The organism is Pseudomonas allii, from assembly GCF_055380095.1.
The window spans coordinates 1,013,223-1,036,530 of record NZ_AP039450.1 but is presented as its reverse complement, the minus strand read 5'-3'; the positions used below and the strand labels follow the sequence as shown (position 1 = coordinate 1,036,530).

24 protein-coding genes, 1 pseudogene and 1 riboswitch are annotated in these 23,308 nt (G+C 60.8%); of the genes and pseudogenes, 11 read left to right on the top strand and 14 right to left on the bottom strand.

What is annotated here, in order from left to right:
• Window positions 1–230: 230 nt before the first annotated feature.
• The 4 genes from ACZ445_RS04645 to ACZ445_RS04630 form a co-directional block, all read right to left on the bottom strand.
• Window positions 231–1,595 (bottom strand): DUF1329 domain-containing protein, encoded by a 1,365-nt coding sequence (locus tag ACZ445_RS04645; protein WP_025855569.1) that lies wholly within the window; start codon window positions 1,593–1,595, stop codon window positions 231–233.
• A gap of 28 nt (window positions 1,596–1,623) precedes the next feature.
• Complete coding sequence (locus tag ACZ445_RS04640; RefSeq protein WP_058422964.1) at window positions 1,624–3,486, bottom strand: DUF1302 domain-containing protein; 1,863 nt, start codon at window positions 3,484–3,486, stop codon at window positions 1,624–1,626.
• A 332-nt stretch (window positions 3,487–3,818) separates the two neighbouring features.
• A complete protein-coding gene (locus tag ACZ445_RS04635) occupies window positions 3,819–5,501 on the bottom strand; it encodes a fatty acid--CoA ligase (protein ID WP_058422965.1) in 1,683 nt (560 codons plus the stop codon).
• Window positions 5,502–5,632: 131 nt separating this feature from the next.
• A complete protein-coding gene (locus ACZ445_RS04630) occupies window positions 5,633–6,265 on the bottom strand; it encodes a LysE family translocator (RefSeq protein ID WP_058422966.1) in 633 nt (210 codons plus the stop codon).
• An 84-nt stretch (window positions 6,266–6,349) separates the two neighbouring features.
• On the opposite strand from ACZ445_RS04630, the gene ACZ445_RS04625 reads away from it, so the two are divergent.
• The 3 genes from ACZ445_RS04625 to ACZ445_RS04615 all read left to right on the top strand — a co-directional run bounded on the left by ACZ445_RS04625 (window position 6,350) and on the right by ACZ445_RS04615 (window position 9,189).
• A complete protein-coding gene (locus ACZ445_RS04625; RefSeq protein ID WP_058422967.1) occupies window positions 6,350–7,315 on the top strand; it encodes a 2-hydroxyacid dehydrogenase in 966 nt (321 codons plus the stop codon).
• Between the two features lie 30 nt (window positions 7,316–7,345).
• Complete coding sequence (locus tag ACZ445_RS04620; RefSeq protein ID WP_058422968.1) at window positions 7,346–8,344, top strand: class I SAM-dependent methyltransferase; 999 nt, start codon at window positions 7,346–7,348, stop codon at window positions 8,342–8,344.
• Between the two features lie 50 nt (window positions 8,345–8,394).
• A riboswitch (yybP-ykoY riboswitch) is annotated at window positions 8,395–8,516 on the top strand.
• Between the two features lie 88 nt (window positions 8,517–8,604).
• Window positions 8,605–9,189 carry a TMEM165/GDT1 family protein gene (locus ACZ445_RS04615; protein WP_004372026.1) on the top strand — a complete coding sequence of 195 codons (585 nt, stop codon included), beginning with the start codon at window positions 8,605–8,607 and terminating at the stop codon, window positions 9,187–9,189.
• 113 nt (window positions 9,190–9,302) lie between these two features.
• On the opposite strand, the gene ACZ445_RS04610 is transcribed toward ACZ445_RS04615, so the two are convergent.
• Window positions 9,303–10,121: a M48 family metallopeptidase gene (locus ACZ445_RS04610; RefSeq protein WP_058422969.1), complete on the bottom strand. Its 819-nt coding sequence runs from the start codon at window positions 10,119–10,121 to the stop codon at window positions 9,303–9,305.
• Between the two features lie 180 nt (window positions 10,122–10,301).
• On the opposite strand from ACZ445_RS04610, the pseudogene ACZ445_RS04605 reads away from it, so the two are divergent.
• Both ACZ445_RS04605 and ACZ445_RS04600 read left to right on the top strand, forming a co-directional pair.
• Window positions 10,302–11,645 (top strand): annotated as a pseudogene (locus ACZ445_RS04605) (methyl-accepting chemotaxis protein); the annotation flags it as partial.
• Between the two features lie 15 nt (window positions 11,646–11,660).
• The gene (locus ACZ445_RS04600; RefSeq protein WP_375166123.1) at window positions 11,661–12,503 is read left to right on the top strand and encodes a methyl-accepting chemotaxis protein; all 843 of its coding nucleotides are present in this window, start codon (window positions 11,661–11,663) and stop codon (window positions 12,501–12,503) included.
• A gap of 125 nt (window positions 12,504–12,628) precedes the next feature.
• On the opposite strand, the gene ACZ445_RS04595 is transcribed toward ACZ445_RS04600, so the two are convergent.
• Genes ACZ445_RS04595 through ACZ445_RS04585 form a run of 3 tightly spaced genes read right to left on the bottom strand, consistent with a single transcriptional unit; the run spans window position 12,629 to window position 13,740 of the window.
• Complete coding sequence (locus tag ACZ445_RS04595; protein WP_058422971.1) at window positions 12,629–13,249, bottom strand: SOS response-associated peptidase; 621 nt, start codon at window positions 13,247–13,249, stop codon at window positions 12,629–12,631.
• 36 nt (window positions 13,250–13,285) lie between these two features.
• A complete protein-coding gene (locus ACZ445_RS04590) occupies window positions 13,286–13,546 on the bottom strand; it encodes a putative signal transducing protein (RefSeq protein ID WP_034095939.1) in 261 nt (86 codons plus the stop codon).
• Window positions 13,547–13,557: 11 nt separating this feature from the next.
• The gene (locus ACZ445_RS04585) at window positions 13,558–13,740 is read right to left on the bottom strand and encodes a CPXCG motif-containing cysteine-rich protein (protein ID WP_058422972.1); all 183 of its coding nucleotides are present in this window, start codon (window positions 13,738–13,740) and stop codon (window positions 13,558–13,560) included.
• Between the two features lie 132 nt (window positions 13,741–13,872).
• Between ACZ445_RS04585 and ACZ445_RS04580 the strand changes: the two genes are divergently transcribed.
• Window positions 13,873–15,036, top strand: coding sequence for a 1-acyl-sn-glycerol-3-phosphate acyltransferase (locus ACZ445_RS04580; RefSeq protein WP_464708016.1), 1,164 nt, complete (start codon window positions 13,873–13,875; stop codon window positions 15,034–15,036).
• Between the two features lie 122 nt (window positions 15,037–15,158).
• On the opposite strand, the gene ACZ445_RS04575 is transcribed toward ACZ445_RS04580, so the two are convergent.
• A complete protein-coding gene (locus ACZ445_RS04575; protein ID WP_058422974.1) occupies window positions 15,159–15,416 on the bottom strand; it encodes a hypothetical protein in 258 nt (85 codons plus the stop codon).
• Between the two features lie 183 nt (window positions 15,417–15,599).
• Here ACZ445_RS04575 and ACZ445_RS04570 point away from each other — a divergent pair, with 183 nt between their 5' ends.
• A complete protein-coding gene (locus tag ACZ445_RS04570; protein WP_058422975.1) occupies window positions 15,600–15,809 on the top strand; it encodes a hypothetical protein in 210 nt (69 codons plus the stop codon).
• A gap of 57 nt (window positions 15,810–15,866) precedes the next feature.
• On the opposite strand, the gene ACZ445_RS04565 is transcribed toward ACZ445_RS04570, so the two are convergent.
• Window positions 15,867–16,454 (bottom strand): YajG family lipoprotein, encoded by a 588-nt coding sequence (locus ACZ445_RS04565; protein ID WP_058422976.1) that lies wholly within the window; start codon window positions 16,452–16,454, stop codon window positions 15,867–15,869.
• 194 nt (window positions 16,455–16,648) lie between these two features.
• Between ACZ445_RS04565 and ACZ445_RS04560 the strand changes: the two genes are divergently transcribed.
• Both ACZ445_RS04560 and mqo read left to right on the top strand, forming a co-directional pair.
• Window positions 16,649–16,882 carry a hypothetical protein gene (locus ACZ445_RS04560; RefSeq protein WP_071491161.1) on the top strand — a complete coding sequence of 78 codons (234 nt, stop codon included), beginning with the start codon at window positions 16,649–16,651 and terminating at the stop codon, window positions 16,880–16,882.
• Between the two features lie 719 nt (window positions 16,883–17,601).
• Window positions 17,602–19,110: a malate dehydrogenase (quinone) gene (gene mqo, locus ACZ445_RS04555; RefSeq protein WP_464708015.1), complete on the top strand. Its 1,509-nt coding sequence runs from the start codon at window positions 17,602–17,604 to the stop codon at window positions 19,108–19,110.
• A gap of 61 nt (window positions 19,111–19,171) precedes the next feature.
• Here mqo and ACZ445_RS04550 read toward each other — a convergent pair whose 3' ends face one another.
• The 4 genes from ACZ445_RS04550 to ACZ445_RS04535 all read right to left on the bottom strand — a co-directional run bounded on the left by ACZ445_RS04550 (window position 19,172) and on the right by ACZ445_RS04535 (window position 21,199).
• The gene (locus ACZ445_RS04550; protein ID WP_016976601.1) at window positions 19,172–19,459 is read right to left on the bottom strand and encodes a PA4642 family protein; all 288 of its coding nucleotides are present in this window, start codon (window positions 19,457–19,459) and stop codon (window positions 19,172–19,174) included.
• A gap of 190 nt (window positions 19,460–19,649) precedes the next feature.
• Window positions 19,650–20,135: a hypothetical protein gene (locus ACZ445_RS04545; protein ID WP_058422980.1), complete on the bottom strand. Its 486-nt coding sequence runs from the start codon at window positions 20,133–20,135 to the stop codon at window positions 19,650–19,652.
• A 35-nt stretch (window positions 20,136–20,170) separates the two neighbouring features.
• Window positions 20,171–20,638, bottom strand: a complete 468-nt coding sequence (locus ACZ445_RS04540; RefSeq protein WP_058422981.1) for a WbuC family cupin fold metalloprotein — start codon at window positions 20,636–20,638, stop codon at window positions 20,171–20,173.
• 3 nt (window positions 20,639–20,641) lie between these two features.
• Window positions 20,642–21,199, bottom strand: a complete 558-nt coding sequence (locus ACZ445_RS04535) for a hypoxanthine-guanine phosphoribosyltransferase (protein WP_058422982.1) — start codon at window positions 21,197–21,199, stop codon at window positions 20,642–20,644.
• A gap of 164 nt (window positions 21,200–21,363) precedes the next feature.
• Here ACZ445_RS04535 and upp point away from each other — a divergent pair, with 164 nt between their 5' ends.
• On the top strand, window positions 21,364–22,002 hold the full coding sequence (upp, locus tag ACZ445_RS04530) for a uracil phosphoribosyltransferase (RefSeq protein ID WP_024073483.1): 639 nt from the start codon (window positions 21,364–21,366) through the stop codon (window positions 22,000–22,002).
• Between the two features lie 2 nt (window positions 22,003–22,004).
• The gene (locus tag ACZ445_RS04525) at window positions 22,005–23,279 is read left to right on the top strand and encodes a uracil-xanthine permease family protein (RefSeq protein ID WP_058422983.1); all 1,275 of its coding nucleotides are present in this window, start codon (window positions 22,005–22,007) and stop codon (window positions 23,277–23,279) included.
• Window positions 23,280–23,308: the final 29 nt, after the last annotated feature.

Below are 23,308 nucleotides of genomic sequence, written 5' to 3'. Positions count from 1 at the left end.
AGAAGGCTGTTATCGGCATTGCAGATGTCCGCAGACTAGCGGTAAAAGCGGCGGGTTTGTAGATCTTTGCTACAAATGACTGAAAAAGAACTGCGACAAAAAATGTGGGAGGGGGCTGCTTGCCCCCGATGGCGGCGGATCAGTCAATGTACTTTTTGACTGTCACACCGCTATCGGGGGCAAGTCGAATCGTCGCACCGCCCCTCCCACATTTGCAATGTCAACTCGGTTTAGCGGACACCATCCTGGCGCAGCGCTGCCGGGGTGAAGTCGCTGGTGGTAGCAGTGAAGCCGAAGTCATACGCCTGCTTCTCTTCGTTCTTCATGCCCAGCGCCAGGTAGCGGCCGGACTGCAGGTCGTAGAGGGTTTCCAGGGCGTACCACGGCACTTGCTTGTCGTAGTAGTTCTCGGCATGGGCTTCGGCGACGCGCCACAGTTGGCCACGGCCGTCGTAGTGGTCAATGACCGCTGCTTGCCAGGTGTCTTCGTCGATGAAGAAGTCACGCTTGGCGTAAATGTGGCGCTGGCCTTCCTTCAAGGTCGCGACCACGTGCCAGACACGGCGCAGCTCGTAGCGAGCCAGGTCCTGGTTGATGTGGCCGGCCTTGATGATGTCGGCGTACTTGAGCTTGGGATCGTCGATCTTGTAGCTGTTGGAGGCGATGTAGATCTCTTTCTTGCCTTCCAGCTTCCAGTCGTAACGATCCGGCGCACCGTTGTACATGTCGAGGTTGTCGGAGGTACGCAGGCCGTCGGCCGCAGTACCCGGGCCGTCATAGGACACTTGCGGCGCCCGGCGCACACGGCGCTGGCCGGCGTTGTAGACCCACGCCGAACGCGGTTCCTTCACCTGGTCCAGGGTTTCGTGCACCAGCAGCACACCACCGGCCAGACGCGCCGGCGCGGTCACTTGCTGCTTGAAGTAGAACAGCACGTTGCCCGGGTTTTTCGGGTCAAAGTCTTTCATCTTGTCGCGGAACACGAATTGGTCGCGGAAGTACACCAGGCTGTAGGAACCGTTGGTTTGCGGCGTGGCCTGGGTCACCAGACGGGTCACGCTGCCACCGCGATAGCGGGTGATGTGGTTCCAGATCACCTCGACGCCGCTTTTGGGAATCGGGAACGGCACGGCGGTTTCAAAGTTTTCCAGGCCGTTGCCGCCGGACACCAGATTGGTGGTGGTGGCGTTCTTCTTGATGGCCGCAAACACATCCGCCGGCACTGTGGCGCCGCGATGGGTCGGGTACACCGGCATCTTGAAGGTTTCCGGGTAGCGCTTGAACATCGCGTACTGCCCCGGCGCCAGCTTGTCCTTGTATTGCTCGACGTTCGCTGCAGTGATGGTGAATTGCGGTTGCTCACTGGCGTACGGGTTAGCCAGGAACCCACGGGCGTCGACGGCGCCGGCGTTGGTGGGCAGTGGCGACCACTTTGGAATGGTGCCGGCAGCGTTGCCGGCCATTTCGGCACCCATCGGGGTCAGGGTCGTGCCCAGCTTGGCGGCTTCATCCGCCGAGACTGCCGCCATGACGTTGCTCGCCAGGATCGACAGCCCAAGCACACCCACGTGCAACAGACTTTTGGTTATTTTCATGTTCTGGTCTTCCTGAAATGCAGTGTGCTTAGAAGTTGGCGCCGAAGCTCAAAGCGACAAAGTCGCGGTCATCCACCGTACTGAACTTGCCACCAAAGAAGTTGGTGTAGGCCAGGCTGGCGGTGTAGGTGTTCTGATACTCGGCATCCAGGCCCAGGCTGACCGCCTTGCGACCTTCTTCGAAGTTACCGCCAGGGCCTGGCGAGTAACCTTTGACGTCGTGGGACCACGCCACGTTGGGCTTGAGGTTGACGCCTGCGAACACGTCCGGGTATTCCCAGATGGCGCGGGCGCGGTAGCCCCAGGATGTGGCAGTGGTGTAACCGTCGTTGTTGCAGTTGGTGTTCAGGCTCGCGGCGTTAGGCAAACCACCCCCTTGCGCCGTGGAGTTGTTGAGCGTGTTGCAGAAACCACCTGGCAACGAACCCGGGCCAAAGACCGGGTCACGGCCATAACGTGCCTCGGACTTGCTTTCCAGGCCACCGACGTGAGTCACGCCGATTTCACCGACAGTGGTCAAGCGGCTGGCGCCCATGACTTGATCGAAGAAGTGCGTGAAGGTGGTCTGGAACTGGGTGACTTCCTTGCGACGGTAGCCATGCAGGTCCTGGCCCGGCGTACCCTTCAACACAGACGCATTGTTGAAGGGGGGAAGTGGCGTCACACCGGCAAAAAGAATGTCTGTCGTGCTCAGTTGTACCGGCGCATTAGGGCGATAGCTCAACTCGCCGCTCCATGCGGTGCCCGTGGGCAAGGTGGTGGAGAAACTCAAGCCATACAGGCGGATATCTTCCGGGTATTCAACGAAATAATTGGAATTGCCCGCCACGATCAACGGGCGCACCGTAGCTGGAAGCCCTGGAGTCGGCCTGGTATAGGCTGACAGAGGTGCTCCCTGAGCACTGAAAATCGGCGCACGGCTGTGATAGTTCATGAAGTAAGCGCCGAACTCGGTATCCAGCGGCTCGTAGTTATAGTGGAACGCGACACCGAACTGACCGCTGTCACGGGCATCACGGTCTGGTCCACGACGCACCAGTACACCTTCGTTGTTCACATCCACACCGTAGCCGGCAAGTGCGTTAGGAAGGCCAGCAGGAAGGAAACGGCGACTATTGAGCACTCGCAGATTATCGCTGCAACCGTCGGATATCACGTCTGGTTGCGAGAAGAACGTACCGCAGTTATCGGTAACGGTCTGGTCCCATTCCAGCTGGTAAAACGCCTCGGCCGACAGGTTATCGGTCAGGGTTTGCGAGACATAGAACATGTTGACCGGAATCAAGCCTTCCTTGATTTCGGCGCCCGGACGCCGGAATGCCGACACGTCGATCGGGTTGATGGAGTTGATGCCGCCGCCGATGAAGGTACTTTCACCCCAGCTCACCACCTGCTTGCCGAAGCGCACGTTGCCCGGCAAATCGGCAATGTTGTAGTTGTGGTAGATGAAGGCATCAAGGATCTGCCCGCCAGAAGACTTGGCGCCTTCCTTGCGGTTGTTGTCGCTGATGTCCTTGAACTCACGGCTTTCGTCTTTCAACTCAAAGTCATACCAGTACTTGCCACGCACAAACACGCCGGTATCGCCGTACTTCAGCTCCAGGTCATGAATACCCTTGAAGATCTTCGAGAAGGTCTCGCCACGCTTGAAGTTGAGGTGACCGTCATCGGAGGTCTGGGAAAGACCACGACCACCGTTATTGACGCCAATAAGGTCTTTGTTGGGCTTGGCCGTCGACCAACTCGCCCCCACGGAAAGCGACGAGTCAAAACTCCCTTCGATTTCACCGATATTGAAACTGACGCCGAATGCGGGCCCGGCGAGCGTAGAAGCGAGACTGACGGCCAGGGGCAGTCTTGCCCGGCGCCAGAACTGGTTTACTGAGGTCATCGACGCTACTCCATGTGCATTTTATTGTTATGGCAGTGAGTTCTTTCTGTGATGCGTGTAACGGCCGGAATACAACGATTCCAATGCCGCTCGGCAGCCGAGCCCCCATGGCCCGAAGCGGAACATCCGTGAAAAACTCTGGAAGGGACTATAGCCAGCAGGGGGTAGTGCTTGATCCCTCTAAAGTGTGATTTGCATCACCGACCCGTCTGCCACGACCCTTTCGCCACGTCGGCGAAGGCCGACGCGGCAAGGATGGCTGAAAATCGGCAAATCACAAGTCAAGGCGCGAGATAGAGCGTTGCCGTGCCACAAGGGCACGGCGAGTCAGCTCACAGGGTGGACAGGAACGTGCTGTTGTTGGCCTGCCATTCGATGATGTCGATACGGATACGTTTTTTGTCGAGTTTTCCTACACTCGTCTTGGGAATTTCAGTAACAACGGCGATCTGGCTCGGAATCGCCCACTTGCTCAGATGGCCCAGTTCCACGAACGGTTTGAGGTGTTCCTTGAGCTCGCGAGCGCCTATCACATGGCCATCACGCACTACCAGCAAGGCAAACGGACGCTCGCCCCACTGCGGGTCGGCAATGCCCACCACCGCTACTTCGCGTACCGCCGGGTGACGGCTGACCAGGTCTTCGAGGGCCAGGGACGAGATCCATTCGCCGCCGGTCTTGATCACGTCCTTGATGCGGTCGCGAATGTCGATTACGCCAAACGCATCCAGGGTCGCCACGTCGCCGGTGTGCATCCAACCGCCAGCCCACAGCTCGGCGCCCTTCTGGGGTTCGTTGAAATAACCTTCGCTGAGCCACGGCGCACGCAACACCAGCTCGCCCTGGGACTCGCCATCGGCGGGCAGGAAGTTGCCGTCGCCGTCGATGATCGCCGCCTCCACCAACGGGCCAGGCACGCCGGCCTTGATGCGGTAAGTGGTGCGCTCATCCTCGGTGCCGGCCATCAGTTCTTCGTTGAGGTGCGCGCAGGACACCAGCGGCCCGGTCTCGGACATCCCATACGCCGCAGTCAACTGAATGCCACGGGCCTTGGACGCTTCGTACAGCGAACGGTTGAGCGCACTGCCGCCGATGACGATTTTCCAGCCACCGAAATCCACGTCCTGGGCGGCCTTGGCGTTGAGCACCATCTGCAGGATGGTCGGCACGCAGTGGGAGAAGGTGACCTTTTCCTTGCGCCACAGCTCCACCAGGTATTCCGGGTCGTATCGACCGGGGTAGACCTGTTTCAGGCCGAGCATGGTTGCCACATACGGCAGGCCCCAGGCGTGCACATGGAACATCGGCGTGATTGGCATGTACACATCGTTGGTGCCCAGCAGGCGCACGCTGTCGACGCTGCCCATGATGGTCGCCACACCCATGGTGTGCAGCACCAGTTGGCGATGGGTGAAGTACACCCCCTTGGGATTGCCGGTGGTGCCGGTGGTATAGAAAGTGGTGGCGACGGAATTTTCGTCGAAATCCTGGAAGTCGTACTTCGGGCTGGCGGCGGCCAGCAGGCTTTCGTACTCGCCCACCAGGTTGGGCAGCTCGGCAGTCTTGGCCTCGCCATCGGTGAGCAGCAAGGTCTTGTCGACGGTGGTGAGGTGCCCGGCAATCGCCTGGTAGAGCCCCACGAACTCACTGTTGACCAGCACGAAGCGGTCCTCGGCGTGGTTCATGGTGTACAGGATCTGCTCCGGCGAGAGGCGCACGTTGATGGTGTGGATCACCGCGCCGATCATCGGGATGGCGAACATGCATTCCAGGTAACGATGGCTGTCCCAATCCATCACCGCCACCGTGTCACCGGCCTTGACCCCGGCCTCGGTCAGCACATTGGCCAGGCGGGCGACGCGCTCGATCAGGGTCGGGTAGGTGTAGCGCAGTTGGTCGCGGTAGACGATTTCCCGGGTCTTTTCATAGCGGGTGCCGGACATCAACAGGCGTTTGATCAACAGCGGGTATTGGTACGCACCTTCGGCGGGCGGGATAACACGGGTCTGCAACATACGAATCCCTTTTCTGACTGCACGGTCTTGGCTTGAAGACCTGCACTTTAGAGACCTTATGTTTCAGCCAAATCAGCCAAAGGAATGATTTGCAGACCCCAGCGAATGCTAGCTTTGCGCCAGCATCCAGCTTATTTCATGCTGGTGAAGGCCAGCTTGACCCCAATGGCGATCAGCACCGCGCCCATGGTGCGGTCGAACCAATGCCCCATCCGCGCAAACCCCGCACGCACGCGCTGCTGGCTGAACAACATCGCCACCAGGCAGAACCACAGCGCCGTCGCCACCGCCAGGTACACACCATAACCGGCCTGGATCGCCAGCGGCGTGTGCGGGTTGATCACCACGGTGAACAACGACAGGAAGAACAGCGTGGCCTTGGGGTTCAAGCCGTTGGTCACAAAACCGGCAGTGAACGCCCCACGCGGGGTGCGTTCGCCCGCTTCGCGATGCAACTCACCTTCAACGGGTGGCTTGGCCGGTTGCGCGCGCAGGGCCTTGAAGCCGATGTACAGCAGGTAGGCCGCCGCCGCCCACTTGAGTGCGTTGAACAGCACGATGGACTGGGACACGATCAAGCCGATGCCGAGCAACGAGTAGCCCACGTGCAGGAAAATCGCCGAGCCCACGCCCAGTGCGGTCCAGGTGCCGGCGCGGCGGCCGTGGGTCACGCTTTCACGCACCACCACCGCGAAATCCGGGCCGGGGCTGGCCACCGCCAACAAGTGAATCAGAGCTACGGTCAAGAACTCGGCGGCGTACATACTCACTCCATTAAGTAACGGATTATTTCATCTGATAGGCTCGGCAGATTACGCCTTCGAACCCTGTCGCAAAAGGTACAGTTGATGACGAACAATCGCCGCGCCGTCTTCCTTGATCACCCGTCCCTGGACCTGGGGGACCTTGACCTCAGCGAATTGCGCAACAGCTTCAGCGAGTTGCAGTTGTTTACCGACACCACACCGCAGAACGTGGTTGAACGCGTGCAAGGCGCCCACGTGGTGATCAGTAACAAAATCGCCCTCAATACCGCGACCCTGGCGGCCTGCCCGGAGCTCAAGCTGATCCTGGTTTCAGCCACCGGCACCAACAACGTCGACCTCGACGCCGCCCGCGCCCACGGCATCACCGTGAGCAACTGCCAGGGCTACGGCACGCCGTCGGTGGCCCAGCACACGATCATGCTGTTGCTCAACCTGGCGACGCGCTTGAAGGATTATCAACGGGATGTGAGCGCCGGCAAATGGCAACAGGCCAGGCAGTTCTGCCTGCTGGACCACCCGATTGTCGAACTCGAAGGCAAGACCCTCGGCCTGCTCGGCCACGGTGAACTGGGCGGCGCCGTGGCGCGCCTGGCCGAAGCCTTCGGCATGCGTGTGGTGCTGGGTGCGATTCCGGGGCGGCCTGCCCGCGCCGACCGCGTGCCACTGGATGAACTGCTGGCGCAGGTCGACGCGCTCACCCTGCACTGCCCGCTCAACGAACACACCCGCGACTTTATCGGCGCCCGCGAACTGGCGCTGCTCAAGCCCGGCGCGTTTGTGGTCAACACCGCGCGCGGTGGCTTGATCAATGAGCAGGCCCTGGCGGACGCCTTGCGCAGCGGCCATCTGGGCGGCGCGGCCACCGATGTACTGAGCGTGGAACCGCCGGTGGATGGCAATCCGCTGTTGGCCGGTGACATCCCTCGGCTGATCGTCACCCCGCACAACGCCTGGGGCAGTCGCGAAGCGCGGCAGCGCATCGTCGGCCAACTGGCGGAAAACGCCCGGGGCTTTTTCAGCGGCGCCCCGCTGCGCGTCGTCAGTTGATAAACTGCGCCCCTTTTCAAGGAGCAGACCATGGATCCGCGCAGTGAAGTACTGCTTCGCCAGGCCGAACTTTTTCAAGGCAACCTGCTGTTGGTGGGCTTGCCCGCCGACGACCTGCTCGGTCGCCTGCCCAACGCCCACGGCTGGAGCTGGCACGCCGGCGACCAGGCGGCGCTCGATGCACGTTTTGCCGAGCGCAGCCAGTTCGGTGTGAATGTGCCCGAGCGGGCGTTCGATGCGGCGGTGATCTTCCTGCCCAAATCCAAAGACCTCACCGACTACCTGCTCAACGCCGTGGCTGCACGCCTGCCCGGCGCCGAGCTGTTCCTGGTCGGCGAGAAAAAGGCCGGTATCGAAAGCGCGGCCAAGCAGATGATCCCCTTTGGCAAGCCGCGCAAGCTCGACAACGCACGGCATTGCCAGCTGTGGCAGGTCACCGTGGCCAATGCGCCGCAAGCGGTCGAGCTGGAGAGCCTGGCGCAGGTTTTCGAGGTGCCATTGGCCGAAGGCCCGCTGAAGGTGGTGAGCCTGCCGGGGGTGTTCAGCCACGGTCGCCTGGATCGCGGCACTGAGCTGTTGCTGGAGCACCTGGACAAACTGCCGAGCGGGCATCTGCTGGATTTTGGCTGCGGCGCCGGGGTGCTGGGTGCTGCGGTAAAACGTCGCTACCCGCACAACAGCGTGACGATGCTGGATGTGGACGCCTTTGCCGCCGCCAGCAGTCGCCTGACCCTGGCTGCCAACGGTCTGGAAGCCGAGGTGCTGACCGGTGACGGCATTGATGCGGCGCCGATGGGTTTGAACGCGATTCTGAGCAACCCGCCGTTCCATGTCGGGGTGCACACCGACTATTTCGCCACAGAAAACTTGCTGCGAAAAGCAGCGAAACACCTGGCAAAAGGCGGCGAACTGCGCCTGGTCGCCAACAGTTTCCTGAAGTACCAGCCGCTGATCGAAGAGCACCTGGGCGTGTGCGCAGTGAAGGCTGAAGGCAACGGTTTTCGCATCTACCGCGCCAAGCGCGGCTGACGGGCGTTTGAAAAAGAAGGCTTGCCGAATGGGTTTTGCCTAGGCAGAATCCGCTCCGTCCTAGGGGAGTAGTCTCCCACGAGCGCCACGCTCGTCCGGCATACGTCAACATACTTGGTCAGCAGACCATGGCGTATGCGACCCAGGAGTCCGCACAGACGGACCGGGGTTTGACAAGACCTATGACACGCACACCTTACCCGGGGCGGGAAGGCTGTACGTGTCATAGCCGTGTCGACCCGCCCCTGGAAACCTACCTGATGCTGGATTCATTGCTCGTACCTACCGCAATCGTTGCCTTGGCCGAAATCGGCGACAAGACGCAACTGCTCGCGCTCATCCTTGCCGCACGTTTTCGCAAACCCTGGCCGATCATCGCCGGCATCGTAGCCGCGACCCTGGCCAACCATGCGGCCGCCGGTGCCGTGGGTGCCTGGTTCGGAAGCTTCTTCTCGGACGCGGTGTTGCACTGGATTCTTGCGGCAAGCTTCTGCGCCACGGCGCTGTGGACCCTGGTGCCGGACAAGCTCGACGATGACGAAGCCAGCACCACACGCAAGTTCGGGCCGTTCCTGACCACGCTGATCGCGTTCTTCCTGGCGGAAATCGGTGACAAGACGCAAATCGCCACGGTGATGCTGGCGGCGCAGTACCCGGAGTTGTGGCTGGTGATTATCGGCACCACCTTGGGCATGCTGATTGCCAACGTGCCGGTGGTATTGGCGGGGAATTTTGCGGCGGAGAAACTGCCGTTGACGTTGATTCGTCGGTTGGCGGCTACGGCATTTTTCATCCTGGCTATCGTGGCCGTGTACAAAGCCATGCAAAGCAGCGGTTGGATCTAAAGGGGCCCTGTGGGAGGGGGCTTGCCCCCGATGGCGGAGTGTCAGTAGGCATCTAATGGGCTGACCCAGCGCATCGGGGGCAAGCCCCCTCCCACACTTAGACCCTCACAACGTCAGGACTTCTTGGCTTGCTGGTACAACGGCATCACCTTCGGAATCGCCGCCTGCAACGAGGCGATTCGGCTGTCGGAGGCCGGGTGAGTACTCATGAACTCCGGCGGCGCACCTTCCGAGGCCTTGGCCATCTTGTTCCACAGCGTAATGGCCGCGTTCGGGTTGTAGCCGGCACGAGCTGACAGCTCCAGGCCGATCAGGTCCGCTTCGTTTTCATTGCTGCGGCTGTTGGGCAAGGTCATGCCGTAGTTGGCCACGGTATCGGCCAGTGCCAGGCTGTCCTGGCCGAGGCCGAACAACGCACCGGCGCCCTGCTTGGCCATCTCGATCCCGTAGGCCTTGGACATGGCTTCGCGGCCATGCTCACGCAAAGCGTGGGCGATTTCATGGCCCATCACGGCAGCCAGCTCGTCGTCGGTGAGCTTGAGGTTGTCGATCAACGCGCTGTACACGAAGATCTTGCCGCCAGGCCCGCAGTTGGCGTTCATCTCGTCGCTCTTGATCAGGTTCACTTCCCACTTCCACTGCGCCGCATCCGCACGGAACGTCGGTGCCTGGGCAATCAAGCGGTTGGCAATCGCCTGCACACGCTTGGCGTTAGCACTGGTCTTGTCCAACTGGCCTTTGCTGCTGGCCTCACCCAGGGTCTGCTGGTAGGACTGGGCATACATCTGGTCGACTTCCTGGCTCGACAGCATGCTGAACATGTACTGCTTGCGTTCCACTCCAACGGCACCGCCGCTGGTGGTGTTGACCGACTGACACCCGGCCAGTAGCAACGCTGCAACCAAACCGCTTACCACCAATGACTTCTTCATCAACACTCTCCCTGAAAAAACGCCCTTAAAACATGGCGCGTATCGTAGGCGCACATTTGTATCGGCGCCAGATACACCAGACGTGTAACCACTCATTTTCAGATACATCCCACCTGCCCCGACAACGGCGGCGGGCATTCCATTCGCGACATACCGAACAATTTTGCAGGGCAACCCCTAATGCCCCGCGCGCCCATGGCCGATACAAAAAGGCGGACTCTCTCCCCTGCGCCCGGAGTTTTCATGAAATTCAAGTCGATTCAATTTTCTGTCGCGGCACTGGCCGGGGCCATTGTCCTCAGCGTAGTGGCGGTGCTGGTGCTCTACGCCTTGTTTGCCGGCGCGCGCACTCAGCAGATGGTGCAGGAGCGCACCCAGGCGCAGTTCGAACAGATTATCGAACAGCGCCTCACCGCCCTGGCGCAAACCCAGGCCACCTTGATCCAGCGCGAACTGGAAGCGCCGCTGGTGACCGCCAAGAGCCTGGCCACCGCCAACGCCCTGCTCGGCATGAAAGACGCCAAGGGTGAACCCGCCCTGCAGCTGGGCCGCGAGCAACTGATCAACCTGTTGCACGAAACCGTGGTGCGCAACCCCAAAATCCTCGGTGCCTACATCGGCTGGGAACCCAACGCCATCGATCACAACGACGCGGCCTACGTGAACAGCCCGATTGTCGGCATGGGCGCTGACGGACGTTTCCTGCCGTGGTGGTACCGCAACGCGGACGGCAGCCTGGGCATTGATAAGCTGGCGGACGTGGCCGACCAGAAAATCCTCTCTACGGGCGTGCGCGCCAGCGAGTACTACCTGTGCTCCAGGGAAAGCAAAAAGGCCTGCGCCATCGATCCGGCCCCTTACAAGGTGGGCAACGCGATGGTGATGCTGGCGTCGTTTATCGAGCCGATCATGATCGACGGCACGTTCCAGGGCATCGTCGGTGCGGACCTGTCGGTGAACTTCATCCAGGACATGCTCACCAGCGCTGATCAAAAACTCTACAACGGTGCCGGAGAACTGGCGCTGATCTCCAGCAACGGGCGTTTGGTGGCTTATACCAAGGACCCCAGCAAGCTCGGCGAAAAGGCCAGCGACCTGCTCGATGGCAACGAACTGGCCAACCTGGGCCAACTGAAAATCGGCGAAGTGCGCTACGACATCGACGAGGAACACGGGCATATCGAGTTGTTCCTGCCGTTCAACATCGGCCAGACCGATGCACGTTGGACCCTGATGATGCAGCTGCCTTTGAGCGCGGTGATGGCTGACTCGCAGAAATTGCAAAGTGACCTGGAAACCCAGCGCAAGACCGACATTTTCGGCATGACTATCGCCGGCCTGTTGATCGCCGGTATCGGTCTGCTGGTGATCTGGCTGGTGGGCCACGGCATCGCCCGGCCACTCAAGCAAATGGTCGCGATGCTCAATGACATCGCCCAGGGCGAAGGTGACCTGACACGGCGCCTGACCAGTGATCGCGCCGACGAACTGGGCGCGATTGCCAGCGGCTTCAACACCTTCCTGATCAAGCTGCAAGGCATGATCACCCAGGTGGTGAGTTCGGTGCAGAAGGTCAGCGACTCGTCGGAACACACGGCCGACATAGCAATCCGCACCAACCAGGGCGTGCACAAACAGATGGTGGAGATCGACCAGGTCGCCACCGCCGTGCATGAGATGACCGCCACCGCGCAAGACGTTGCACGCAACGCCACCCAGGCCGCGCAGGCTGCAAGCCATGCCGACCAGGCCGCGAGCCAGGGCATGCGCATCGTGCGTGACACCTCCACCTCCATCGGCGCGCTCGCCGAGGAAATCGGCAAGGCCGTCGGTGTGGTGCAAACCCTGGCCAAGGACAGCGAAAACATCAACGCCATCCTCACGGCGATTCGCGGGATTGCCGAGCAGACCAACCTGCTGGCACTCAACGCCGCCATCGAAGCTGCGCGGGCCGGCGAGCAAGGCCGTGGTTTTGCCGTGGTCGCCGACGAAGTGCGCAACCTGGCGCAGAAGACGCAAAAGGCCACCGAAGAAATCCAGACCATGATCCAGCAGTTGCAACAAGGCACGCGGGAGGTGGTGCGGGTGATGGAAGACAGCCAGAACCGCACTGATGAAAGCGTGCAACACGCGGCCAAGGCGGCCGAAGCACTGGAAACAATTACTCAGGCAGTGTCGGTGATCAATGACATGAACACCCAGATTGCCAGCGCTGCCGAGGAACAAAGCGCGGTGGCCGAGGACATCAACCGCAACGTGATCAATATCGGCCAGGTGGCCAATGAAGTGGCGGGCGGCGCGGATGAATCCAGCGCAGCCAGTGCGGACTTGACCAAGTTGGCCGAGCAGCAGCGCCGATTGATCAATCAGTTCAAAGTTTAAAGAGCTGCGGCGTTCATCAGGCCGCCTTCGCGAGCAAGCCCGCTCCCACATTTTGATCTGTGAATGCCTTCAAAATGTGGGAGCGGGCTTGCTCGCGAAGAGGCCGGAACAGACAACAGAGAGATTCAAGCCGGGGTCAGGCACTCCGGCCCATTGAGCTTGGGATCATTGACCATGCTGGCCAGGACCCGCTCGCGCAACGCGCTCGGCTCACTGGCCAGCAGGCCTTGCAACACATGCAACGGCGTCTCGGGGTCGAGCCAGGCTGCCTGCCCGGCCTCATCCAGAATAAGTGGCCGACGCTGGGCCTGCGCGGCCTGGGTCACCACCGCCGTGCTCAGCCACACCTGTTCCTGCACCGGGTAGGCTTCCCAGATCGCGGCAAAAAACAACGTGGAGCCCTCCCCCGGTGTCAGCCAGTACGGGCGCTTGCGCTGGGTGCCGCGCCATTCGTAGAACCCATTGGCCGGTAGCAGGCAGCGGCGCTGACGGAATGCTTCGCGGAACATCGGCTGTTCGGCCAGGGTTTCGGCACGGGCGTGGGCGGGAGTGCGGGAAAGATCAGTCAGCCAGGGCGGTGTGAGGCCCCAGCGAGCGCGGGCCAGGGTGCGCTGGCCGTCGGCGGCGCGCTGGATCAGCACCGAATCATTCGGGGAGATGTTCCACTGGGCCTGCTGATCGGCCGGGAAGCCCGGCAGGGCAGCAAAAGCGGGGGTCCAGCGAAACAGGGCATAACGTCCACACATGGGGCAACACGACTCTTGGGTAAACCGACCGACAGCCTAACAGACCAGCACGTCGGGAAAGCTGTCGGGTTCGTCGCCCGGCAGCGGTTGCGCGCCGATATAGGCGGTAATCAACTCGCGGGCGTCGAGGGCGCGGTCATTGTCCACCTCCAGCCCCAGCAGGCCGAAGATGGGCAACTCGCCGGTACCACCGAGCAAATGCCGCCCCACCAGGTGCGCCTCGATGCCTTCACTGGCGAGCATCTGTTGCAGCAACTCGCCTTCCATCAGGTTTTCCGGTTCGTAGATTCGTTGCATCAGCGCCCCCGCTATTCGTTTTCACTACGGGTTTCAAGCATCCATTCTTCGCCATGCACCTGCAGATCAAAAGTGATCGGTCGGCAGCACACCTGGCAGTCCTCTATATAAACCTGATCGCCCCCGGACAAATCCACCGTTGTCTCGACCACTTCACCGCAATAAGGACAATCGTACGTCGCGTTTTCCAGCATCGCAGCCTCCAAGGTGACTTGTGCGTATAATCGCCGGTCTATTTACAGGGCTATTTTTGGCCGAGCCCATTACTCGGGCCGCACCCTGGTATTTCCTTTACTTACCCTAGCCGTTTCTAACAAGAGAGCATGATGGGCGAATTCGATACCATCCGACCTTACAACGACAGCGAAGTCCCGGCAGTGCTGGCACGTCTGTTCAGTGACAAGGCCTTTCTGGACATCCTGACCCACTTCCGCTTCCCGCGCTTCGCCGGCGCCCTGGGCTGGCTGCTCAAGCCGATGATCGCCCGCAAACTGCGCCGTGAATTCGCCGGCGTCACCACCGTGGCCACGCTGCAGGACAAAGTCGAGTACTACGTCGACCACACCATTGACCGGGCGACCGACGGCGTGACCTACACCGGGGTCGAGCAGCTCAAGTCCGGCACCGCCTACCTGTTCCTGGCCAACCACCGCGATATCGTGATGGACCCGGCCTTCGTCAACTATGCGGTGTACCACGCCGGCCTGCCGACACCTCGCATCGCCATTGGCGACAACCTGCTGCAAAAGCCGTTTGTCAGCGACCTGATGCGCCTGAACAAGAGTTTCATCGTGCACCGCTCGATCACCGGGCGCAAAGAGAAGATGGCGGCCTATCAATTGCTGTCGGCCTACATCAACCATTCGATCCGCAACGACGGTGCGTCGATCTGGATCGCCCAGGCCGAAGGACGCGCCAAGGATGGAGATGACCGTACCGAGTCGGCGATCCTCAAGATGTTCCATGTCAGCCGCAAGGACGAGCCGTTTGCCGAGGTGATCCAGTCGCTGAACCTGACGCCGGTGTCCATCAGCTACGAATACGACCCGTGTGATTCAGCCAAGGCCCGCGAGCTGTACATCCGCGCGACCACCGGCACCTACGTCAAGGCGCAGGGCGAAGATGATGTGAGCATTGCCCTGGGCATCACCGGCTACAAGGGGCGCGTGCACATTAACTTCGCGCCGCCGATAACCGAGCGTTTCGAAGACACCAAGTTGCTGGCCGCAGAAATGGACCGGCAGATTCTGGGGGGCTATCGGTTGTTCCCGGTGCATTACCTGGCCTACGCCCAGTGGAGCGACGCCGACCCGCAATTGCAGGTGCCGACGGCGGCCGAAGTGTTCCCGGCCGATGAACTGGCCAAGGCGAAGGTGGAGTGGGAGCGGCGCCTGAACGAATGCCCGGCTGAGCACCGGCCGTTCCTGGTGGTGCAATATGCGACGCCGGTGCGTAATCAGTATCGGGTCAAGGCTGGAATACCCCTCTAAACACCGATTCAAAAATGTGGGAGGGGGCTTGCCCCCGATAGCGGTGTATCAGTCAATCAGCTGTCGACTGAAGCTCCGTCATCGGGGGCAAGCCCCCCTCCCACATTTGTTTTGTGGTGTTCTTAAAGGCGGGTGCTGAGCCAGGAAATGGCCAGCGCCAACCCCAGGCAGGCGAAACCGACGCGGTAAGCCAGACGATGCGCCCGTTCGGTGCGCACATCCAGAAACAACATCGGCTGATCAATTGCGCGATCTTCGCTCTGCGCGGTCAGGTCAGCCATTGCGCGCTGTTCGCGCAGGCGGGTAATGAACAGCAGCGCCGCACCCGGACAGGCCACGGCCAAAGCGACAACATTGGTCAAAAGTGCGGGCAGCGCCATCGCAAACCTCGGCAAAACAGTGTTTTGGTATCGGTTCAGATACAAACCTGAACGATAGTGGCCTCCGGCGCCTGAAATGCTCCCTCCCCCATTGACGGCTAATGTATCCAGTAATTTACAACGTCACCTGAACGTCACCTTAACAAGCCACTCTGTTGCCCTTCGACGCTTTAGGAGCTTGTCATGCTGCATGCACAAAACCAGGATCGGCTGTATCTGATCGCCCAGAGCGATGAGCAGGAAGCGCTGATCGGCGGCCTGGCCTTCAACGTCCAGGACCGCCACTGGCTGGTGTATTGCGCCCTTGGCGGACACCAGCATGCCGACCTGCCGGAGGCCGACCTGTTGACCGGGGTGAGCCTGCTGGATTTCTGTATCGACACGGCTGCATGAAACTGAAGACGAAAAAAAGCCGGGCTCAGTGATGAGCCCGGCTTTTTTGAGGACCGGTTATTGCGCGCTGAGCAACGAACCGATGCTTGGGTCCTTGAACAGACGGGTCAAGGCGTCGCTCAGGACGTCGCTGACCAGCTTGGTGTTGGTTTCCTGGTTCGGCGACATGCCGAAGCGCTGGTTCAGGGACGCACCGTAGCGGCCGCTGTAGCGACGCGTGCCAGCGGTGACGTCGGACTTGAAGGTGGCGCCGATGGATGCTTCGGTTACGTACAGGCCGTCTTTAGGCGACTGGTACTTCAATTCGGCCAGGGTGATCGTCAACTGCGGAGCGCCCGGCGCGTTGGCGCTCGGGGTGAAACCCAGCAGGCGCACGGCAGCTTCGGCCTGGGCCTGCAGCTTGGGCAGTACGTCTTGCGCATTCACCGAGACCAGGGCGGTTTCCGGATACAGGCCGCCGCGCGAACCGAGCGTAGGCGACGGACGACCATCCACCACACGCACCGACACCGGCTGGCCGTGACCCACGGGAGCCAGCTGCGTGGTGATTTTTGGTTCCGGGGTCAGTTGTTGCGGGCTGTTGGCGCAGCCAACCAGGGTCAAACTGGTCACAGTGATCAAACCGAACAACAGGCGTTGCAACATGCTCTTCTCTCCAGAAATCGGGTACCGACAGGCGGGCAGTATAGCGGTGCGCCAGTGCCGGGAACTAGCGCCAGTTACAACCTGAGACCTGCACAGACTGTAGCGGTTCGATGTCACTGATATGTCACGGCTGATACACAGAGCCGTCATGCCCGACAGGCAAGCTTGACCCCAATCCCAAGAGGTCTGTCGCCATGCAATTTCTCTGGTCACTGTTCACGCGCAAACCCGCCCTTCGCCAGTTCGCCCTGCTCGATGTGCAAGGCCGTTGCCAGGCCTTCAAAGAGTGCTGCCAGCCTCCTGTAGGCGACGGCTGGGTGGAAATCGATGAAATCCGCCTGAGCTGGATGCACCACCCGCTGCCGGCCAGCGCCCGTGTCAGCCCACGTGCAGCGCAGCCGTCGCGTCACCAACCGTTGGCCGCCTGACCGAACGCCTAATAAAAGTCATAAAACACGCCCATTTCCCTGGCGTTCTTCGCTACAATCTCCCCCCGATTATAAGGACGTCTCCTGATCGGGCCTCGCAGCATCGTTAATGCCTCGGCATTAGCTCCAAGAATCGCCCACAGAGAGCCGCCCACACAGATCGAGTGAAGCTGGCGCGCTTGCTGTTTTCTTTGCAAACCACCCGCCTTTGCCGAATCTGCCAGAGCTGCCATTGCGCTCGGCCACTTGAGTTGTTTGCCCGTTTTGCCGCGTGTCGGCTAGGGGCCAGGTGCCAGGCTGGGGCAGCCCTTTTTTGAGGTTCACGTCTTCAAAAGAGCGTGAAAAAACGGGTTTTCACAACTTCACAAGAGTGTGGCGAGCAAATGAATAGTTTGGCGTTTGTACAAGCACCATCAGCGTCTGGAACAGCCCAACCACACAGGACCGAGCACGCCTTAAAAACCGGAGCTTGAGCCTGTCCGCTACGGATTGGTTGCACGAATCGCACGCTTTGACCATAAGTCGAATTGCCACAGGCGCCCATGAATGCGTTCATAGGCAGATTAGCCCGGCAGGAAGCGTGCGCTGAACATGCAAAGAATTGCGAATCGGACATGGCGATCCTGGCCATGGGTAACCTGGGGCAACACGTGAACCGCCCCGTCACTCCTGGCAGCCATGCCGTCAATTTGGTGCTGCAGATTTTGGAGACGCGTTAAATGGCGCATAACGAAGCAGTCGACGTAGTACTGGTAGGGGCCGGCATCATGAGTGCCACCCTGGCCGTGCTGCTCAAAGAGCTCGACCCCGGCCTGAAGCTGGAAGTCGTTGAGCTGATGGATTCGGGTGCCGCGGAAAGTTCCAACCCGTGGAACAACGCCGGTACCGGCCACGCCGGGCTGTGTGAGCTGAACTACACGCCGCAGGCCGCCGATGGCTCCATCGACATCAAGAAAGCCGTGCACATCAACACCCAGTTCGAGGTGTCGAAGCAGTTCTGGGCGTACCTGACCAAAAAGGGCACCTTCGGCTCGTCCAAGTCCTTTATCAGCCCGGTGCCGCACCTGAGCTTCGTGCAGGGCGAAAAAGGCGTGTCCTTCCTCAAGAAGCGCTTTGAAAGCCTCAGCCAGCACCATGCGTTTTCGGACATGCACTACACCGAAGACCGCAGTGAGATGGCCGAATGGATGCCGCTGATGATGCCGGGCCGTCCACTCGACGAAAAGATCGCGGCCACCCGTGTGATGAACGGCACGGACGTGAACTTCGGCGCGCTGACCAATCAACTGCTCAGCCACTTGACCAGCTCGGCAGACGCCCAGGTCAAGTACAGCAAGCGCGTTACCGGCCTCAAGCGCAACGGCGCGGGCTGGACCGTGAGCATCAAGGATGTCAACAGCGGCAACAGCCGTGAAGTCGATGCCAAGTTCGTGTTCCTCGGCGCCGGCGGCGCGGCGCTGCCGCTGCTGCAAGCCTCGGGCATCGAAGAAAGCAAAGGCTTTGGTGGCTTCCCGGTCAGCGGCCAGTGGCTGCGTTGCGACAACCCGGGAGTGGTCAAGCACCACCAGGCCAAGGTCTACAGCCAGGCCGCGGTGGGTTCGCCGCCGATGTCCGTGCCGCACCTGGACACCCGCGTGGTCGATGGCAAGAAGTCCCTGCTGTTCGGGCCTTACGCCGGCTTCACCACCAAGTTCCTCAAGCATGGCTCGTTCCTCGACCTGCCGCTGTCGGTTCGCGCCGGCAACATCGGCCCGATGCTGGCCGTGGCCCGCGACAACATGGACCTGACCAAGTACCTGGTCAGCGAAGTGATGCAGTCCATGGAGCAGCGCCTGGAATCCCTGCGCCGCTTCTACCCTGAGGCGAAAGCCGAGGACTGGCGCCTGGAAGTGGCCGGCCAACGGGTGCAGATCATCAAGAAAGACCCTAAAAAAGGCGGCGTGCTGCAATTCGGCACCGAGCTGGTCGCGGCCAAAGACGGCACGCTCGCAGCACTGCTGGGCGCGTCTCCGGGTGCTTCGGTGACCGTTTCGATCATGCTGGAACTGATCGAGAAGTGCTTCCCGGAAAAAGCCGCCGGTGAGTGGGCTGCCAAACTGCACGAGATCTTCCCGGCCCGTGAAAAGGTCCTGGAAACGGATGCCGAGTTGTATCGCAAGATCAACGCGCAGAACAACATCAGCCTGGAACTGGTTGAACCTGCCGCCGAGACCGAAAGCTACGCTTGAGGCGCCATGAAAAACGCCCCGCTCTCAACCTGGGAGCGGGGCGTTTTTTTGTGTCTAGGAATCAGCCGCGAGCGTTTTCGATCAGTTCGATGTACTCGTCCGCGTTGCGCTGGTCCTTGATCAGGTCGACGAAGGTCTGGCCATGCTCATCCTTGCCGTCGAGGTCCAGGCCGGCTTCCTTGAAGAAGCCCAGGAACCGCTCGAAATCGTCGATACGCAGGCCACGGTAGGCCTTGATCAGTTTGTGCAGGGACGGGGAAGTCGCGTCGACCGGCTCGAAGTCCAGGAACAACTTGATCTGATCGTCGCCGATCTCGTCACCAATCACCTGTTTCTTATCTTTACGCATTACCGACTCCAGCCTGCAGACATTTACACGGGGTTTGAAGTCTACCTGTGCGACGCAGGCTTCGAAAGCGCTGGAGATTCAATGTGGGAGGGGGCTTGCCCCGATGGCGGAGTGTCAGGCGACATCTAGTTGACCGACCCACCGTAACCGGGAGCAAGCCCCCTCCCTCATTCGCTTTTCAGTGTTCTTGCTATTGGGTACGCACCGCCCCAGTGTGCAAATCCGCCCAGATATGCCCATTGGCATAACTGAGGAACTGCACATACACCTTGTCATTGCGCAACAGGTCAACAATCACACGGTATTGGGCCACCGGGTAGGACAAGGTCAAAGTCTTGCTCTTGTCATCGTAGGCCGGCTTTTTCAGGCTTTTGCTTTCGGCGTCGAAATTGAGCACCACCTGGGCGATGGTCGCGCCTTTGTTCAGCGACTTGCCCTTCAGGCGAATCATCAACGGCGCAGTCACCGGGATGGGTTGTTGGCTGGACTGGCGCTGGTTCCCCACCACCACCGCGTACTCGGTGACTTGCAGCAATTGCTGCTGGTCCGGCGCTTCAGCGCGCAGAGTCAGGTCGTCCGAAGGCAGGAATTGGCTGTGCATCGGCGCAGGCGCGGCAGCCAGGGGCAAACTGAGGGTCAGCGCCAGGGCGGCGCAGGTGCGTATCAACAGGCTCATGGGCCGCTCCGGCAAGGTGGGCCCAGCACTGTAGCTCAATCGAACTGGGCAAGCATCCAGCGTTGGTACTCGGCCACACCGGCCTCGCCTTCGCGGGGTGCCCAGTCGGGCTGTTCGCCCTCGCCCACCGGACGATAAGGCCCGGCCTTGCACTCGAACATCACCGTGTCAGGCGCCAGCACCACCAGGCCATGGAAGACACCGGGCGGCAGATCGACACCGGCGCATTCACCGCCAGCCTGCATGACACGCTTGGCAATGACCTCACCGGTTTCGCTGAAGACCAGCAAGCCCAAGCAGCCCTGCAGCACCAGCAAGGTTTCTGCCTTGTCCGCGCTCAGGTGCCGATGCGGCGGTACATAGGTGCCAGGTTGCAAGCCCACCGCCAGGCGATGGCAGGGTTCTTCCATCTGGTGGAAGTTATGGTGGTGCCGGCCACGGGGGTTGGTGGCCGCTTTCTCGGCCAGTTCGGCAAACAGCGTCTGATCAAGAAAGCGGGCCATGGCTTACATCCCTTTGACGGCGAAGATGCCATTGGCGTTGCGCCAGTAGCCTTTGTAGTCCATGCCGTAACCGAAGATGTAGCGGTCAATGCACGGCAGGCCGACGTAATCGGCTTTCAGGTCCGGACGCGCCTTACGGTCGTGGTCCTTGTCGATCAGCACGGCGGTGTGCACTTTGCGCGCGCCGGCATGTTTGCAGAAGTCGATGATCGCGCCCAGGGTATGACCTTCGTCGAGGATGTCATCGATGATCAGCACGTCGCGGTCGATGAACGAGACTTCCGGCTTGGCCTTCCAGAACAGGTCGCCGCCGCTGGTTTCGTTGCGATAACGGGTGGCGTGCAGATAGGACGCCTCCAGCGGGAATTGCAGGTGGGTCAGCAATTTGCCGGCGAAGATCAGGCCACCGTTCATCACGCAGAAGACCACCGGGTTGGTGTCGGCCATTTCGCGGCTGATGTGTGCGCCGACCTTGGCGATCGCTTCTTCGACTTGCGCTTCGGTGTACAGGCAGTCAGCCTCGCGCATGATTTGACGGATATGCTCGAGATCAGCGGACATGGCGCTCTCCAAGGGGGTGCTGTGGCAAGAAAAGCGGGCGAAGGTACGCTTCTCGTGCGCTCCGAGCAAGCCTTAATGGACTAACGTACTAGATGTCTATAGGACAACACCCTCGGATAGATTAATCTAGGCCGGTTTTTTTGCCCGCCGCCGGAGCCTTTCCCATGCCCACTCGCGAGATCCGCCACCCGCTGATCCGACACAAGCTCGGCCTTATGCGCCGCGCCGACATTAGCACGAAGAACTTCCGTGAGCTCGCTCAGGAAGTCGGAGCGTTGCTCACCTACGAAGCGACCAAGGATTTACCCTTGGAGAGCTACGAAATCCCTGGTTGGGCCGGTCCCGTCCAGGTCGAGAAAATCGCCGGTAAGAAAATCACCGTGGTGCCGATCCTGCGCGCCGGTATCGGCATGCTCGAAGGCGTGCTCAGCCTGATCCCGGGCGCCAAGGTCAGCGCCGTAGGCGTGGCCCGCAACGAAGAAACCTTGCAGGCCCACACCTACCTGGAAAAACTCGTCCCGGAAATCAACGAGCGCCTGGCGATGATCATCGATCCGATGCTCGCCACCGGCAGCTCCATGGTTGCCACCATCGACCTGCTGAAAAAAGCCGGCTGCAAGGACATCCGCGCCATGGTGCTGGTGGCTGCACCCGAAGGCATCGCTGCCGTCGAGAAAGCCCACCCGGACGTGCAGATCTACACCGCCTCCATCGACGAGCGCCTCAACGAACACGGCTACATCATCCCAGGCCTGGGCGATGCCGGTGACAAGATCTTCGGCACCAAGCAGAAGGACGCGTGAGCATGCAGGATGAATTCAACGACCCGCTTTGGCGCCAGATCCTGTCTGGCGCACAAATGCTCTTCGTAGCATTTGGCGCGCTGGTGTTGATGCCGCTGATCACAGGTCTTGATCCAAACGTCGCACTGTTCACCGCGGGCCTGGGCACGCTGCTGTTCCAGGTGGTGACAGGGCGGCAGGTGCCGGTCTTCCTGGCGTCGAGCTTTGCCTTCATTACCCCGATCATTCTCGCCAAGGGCCAGTTCGGCCTCGCGGCGACCATGGGCGGGGTGATGGCGGCGGGTTTCGTGTACACCTTCCTGGGCCTGGCGGTGAAGATCAAAGGCACCGGGTTTATCGACCGGTTGCTGCCGCCCGTGGTGATCGGGCCGGTGATTATTTCCATCGGCCTGGCCATGGCGCCGATTGCCGCGAACATGGCGATGGGTAAAGCCGGTGATGGCGCTGAGCTGATTCATTACCAGACCGCGATGATGATCTCGATGCCGGCGTTGCTGACCACCTTGATCGTGGCGGTGTTCGGCAAGGGCATTTTCCGCCTGGTGCCGATTATCTCCGGCGTGCTGGTGGGTTTTGCCATGTCGTTCTACTTTGGTGTGGTCGACACGGCGAAGATTGCGGCGGCCCCCTGGTTCGCCCTGCCCCACTTCACCGCGCCGGAGTTCAACTGGCAGGCGATCCTGTTCATCGTCCCGGTGGCCCTGGCCCCGGCGATCGAACATATCGGCGGTGTAATTGCGGTGGGCAGCGTGACCGGTCGCGACTACTTGAAGAAGCCCGGCCTGCACCGCACCCTGCTGGGTGACGGTATTGCCACCACGGCTGCCGGCCTGTTCGGCGGCCCACCCAACACCACCTACGCCGAAGTGACCGGCGCGGTGATGCTGACCAAGAACTACAACCCGAAGATCATGACCTGGGCAGCGGTGTTTGCCATCAGCCTGGCGTTCATCGGCAAGTTCGGCGCGTTGTTGCAAAGCATTCCGGTGCCGGTGATGGGCGGGATTCTGTGCCTGCTGTTCGGCTCGATTGCCGCGGTGGGGATGAACACGCTGATCCGCCACAAAATCGACCTGGGCGAAGCGCGCAACCTGGTGATTGTGTCGGTGACGTTGGTGTTCGGGATTGGCGGTGTGCTGGTCGGTACCGGCACCGGCCCGGATGACTTCGGCCTCAAGGGCATCGCCCTGTGTGCGGTGGTAGCGATTGGGTTGAACCTGCTGCTGCCGGGCAATGATGGCTGGAAGAACAAGAAGTCTGACGAGCCGTTGATCTAACCCACACCGTAGAACCCAATGTGGGAGGG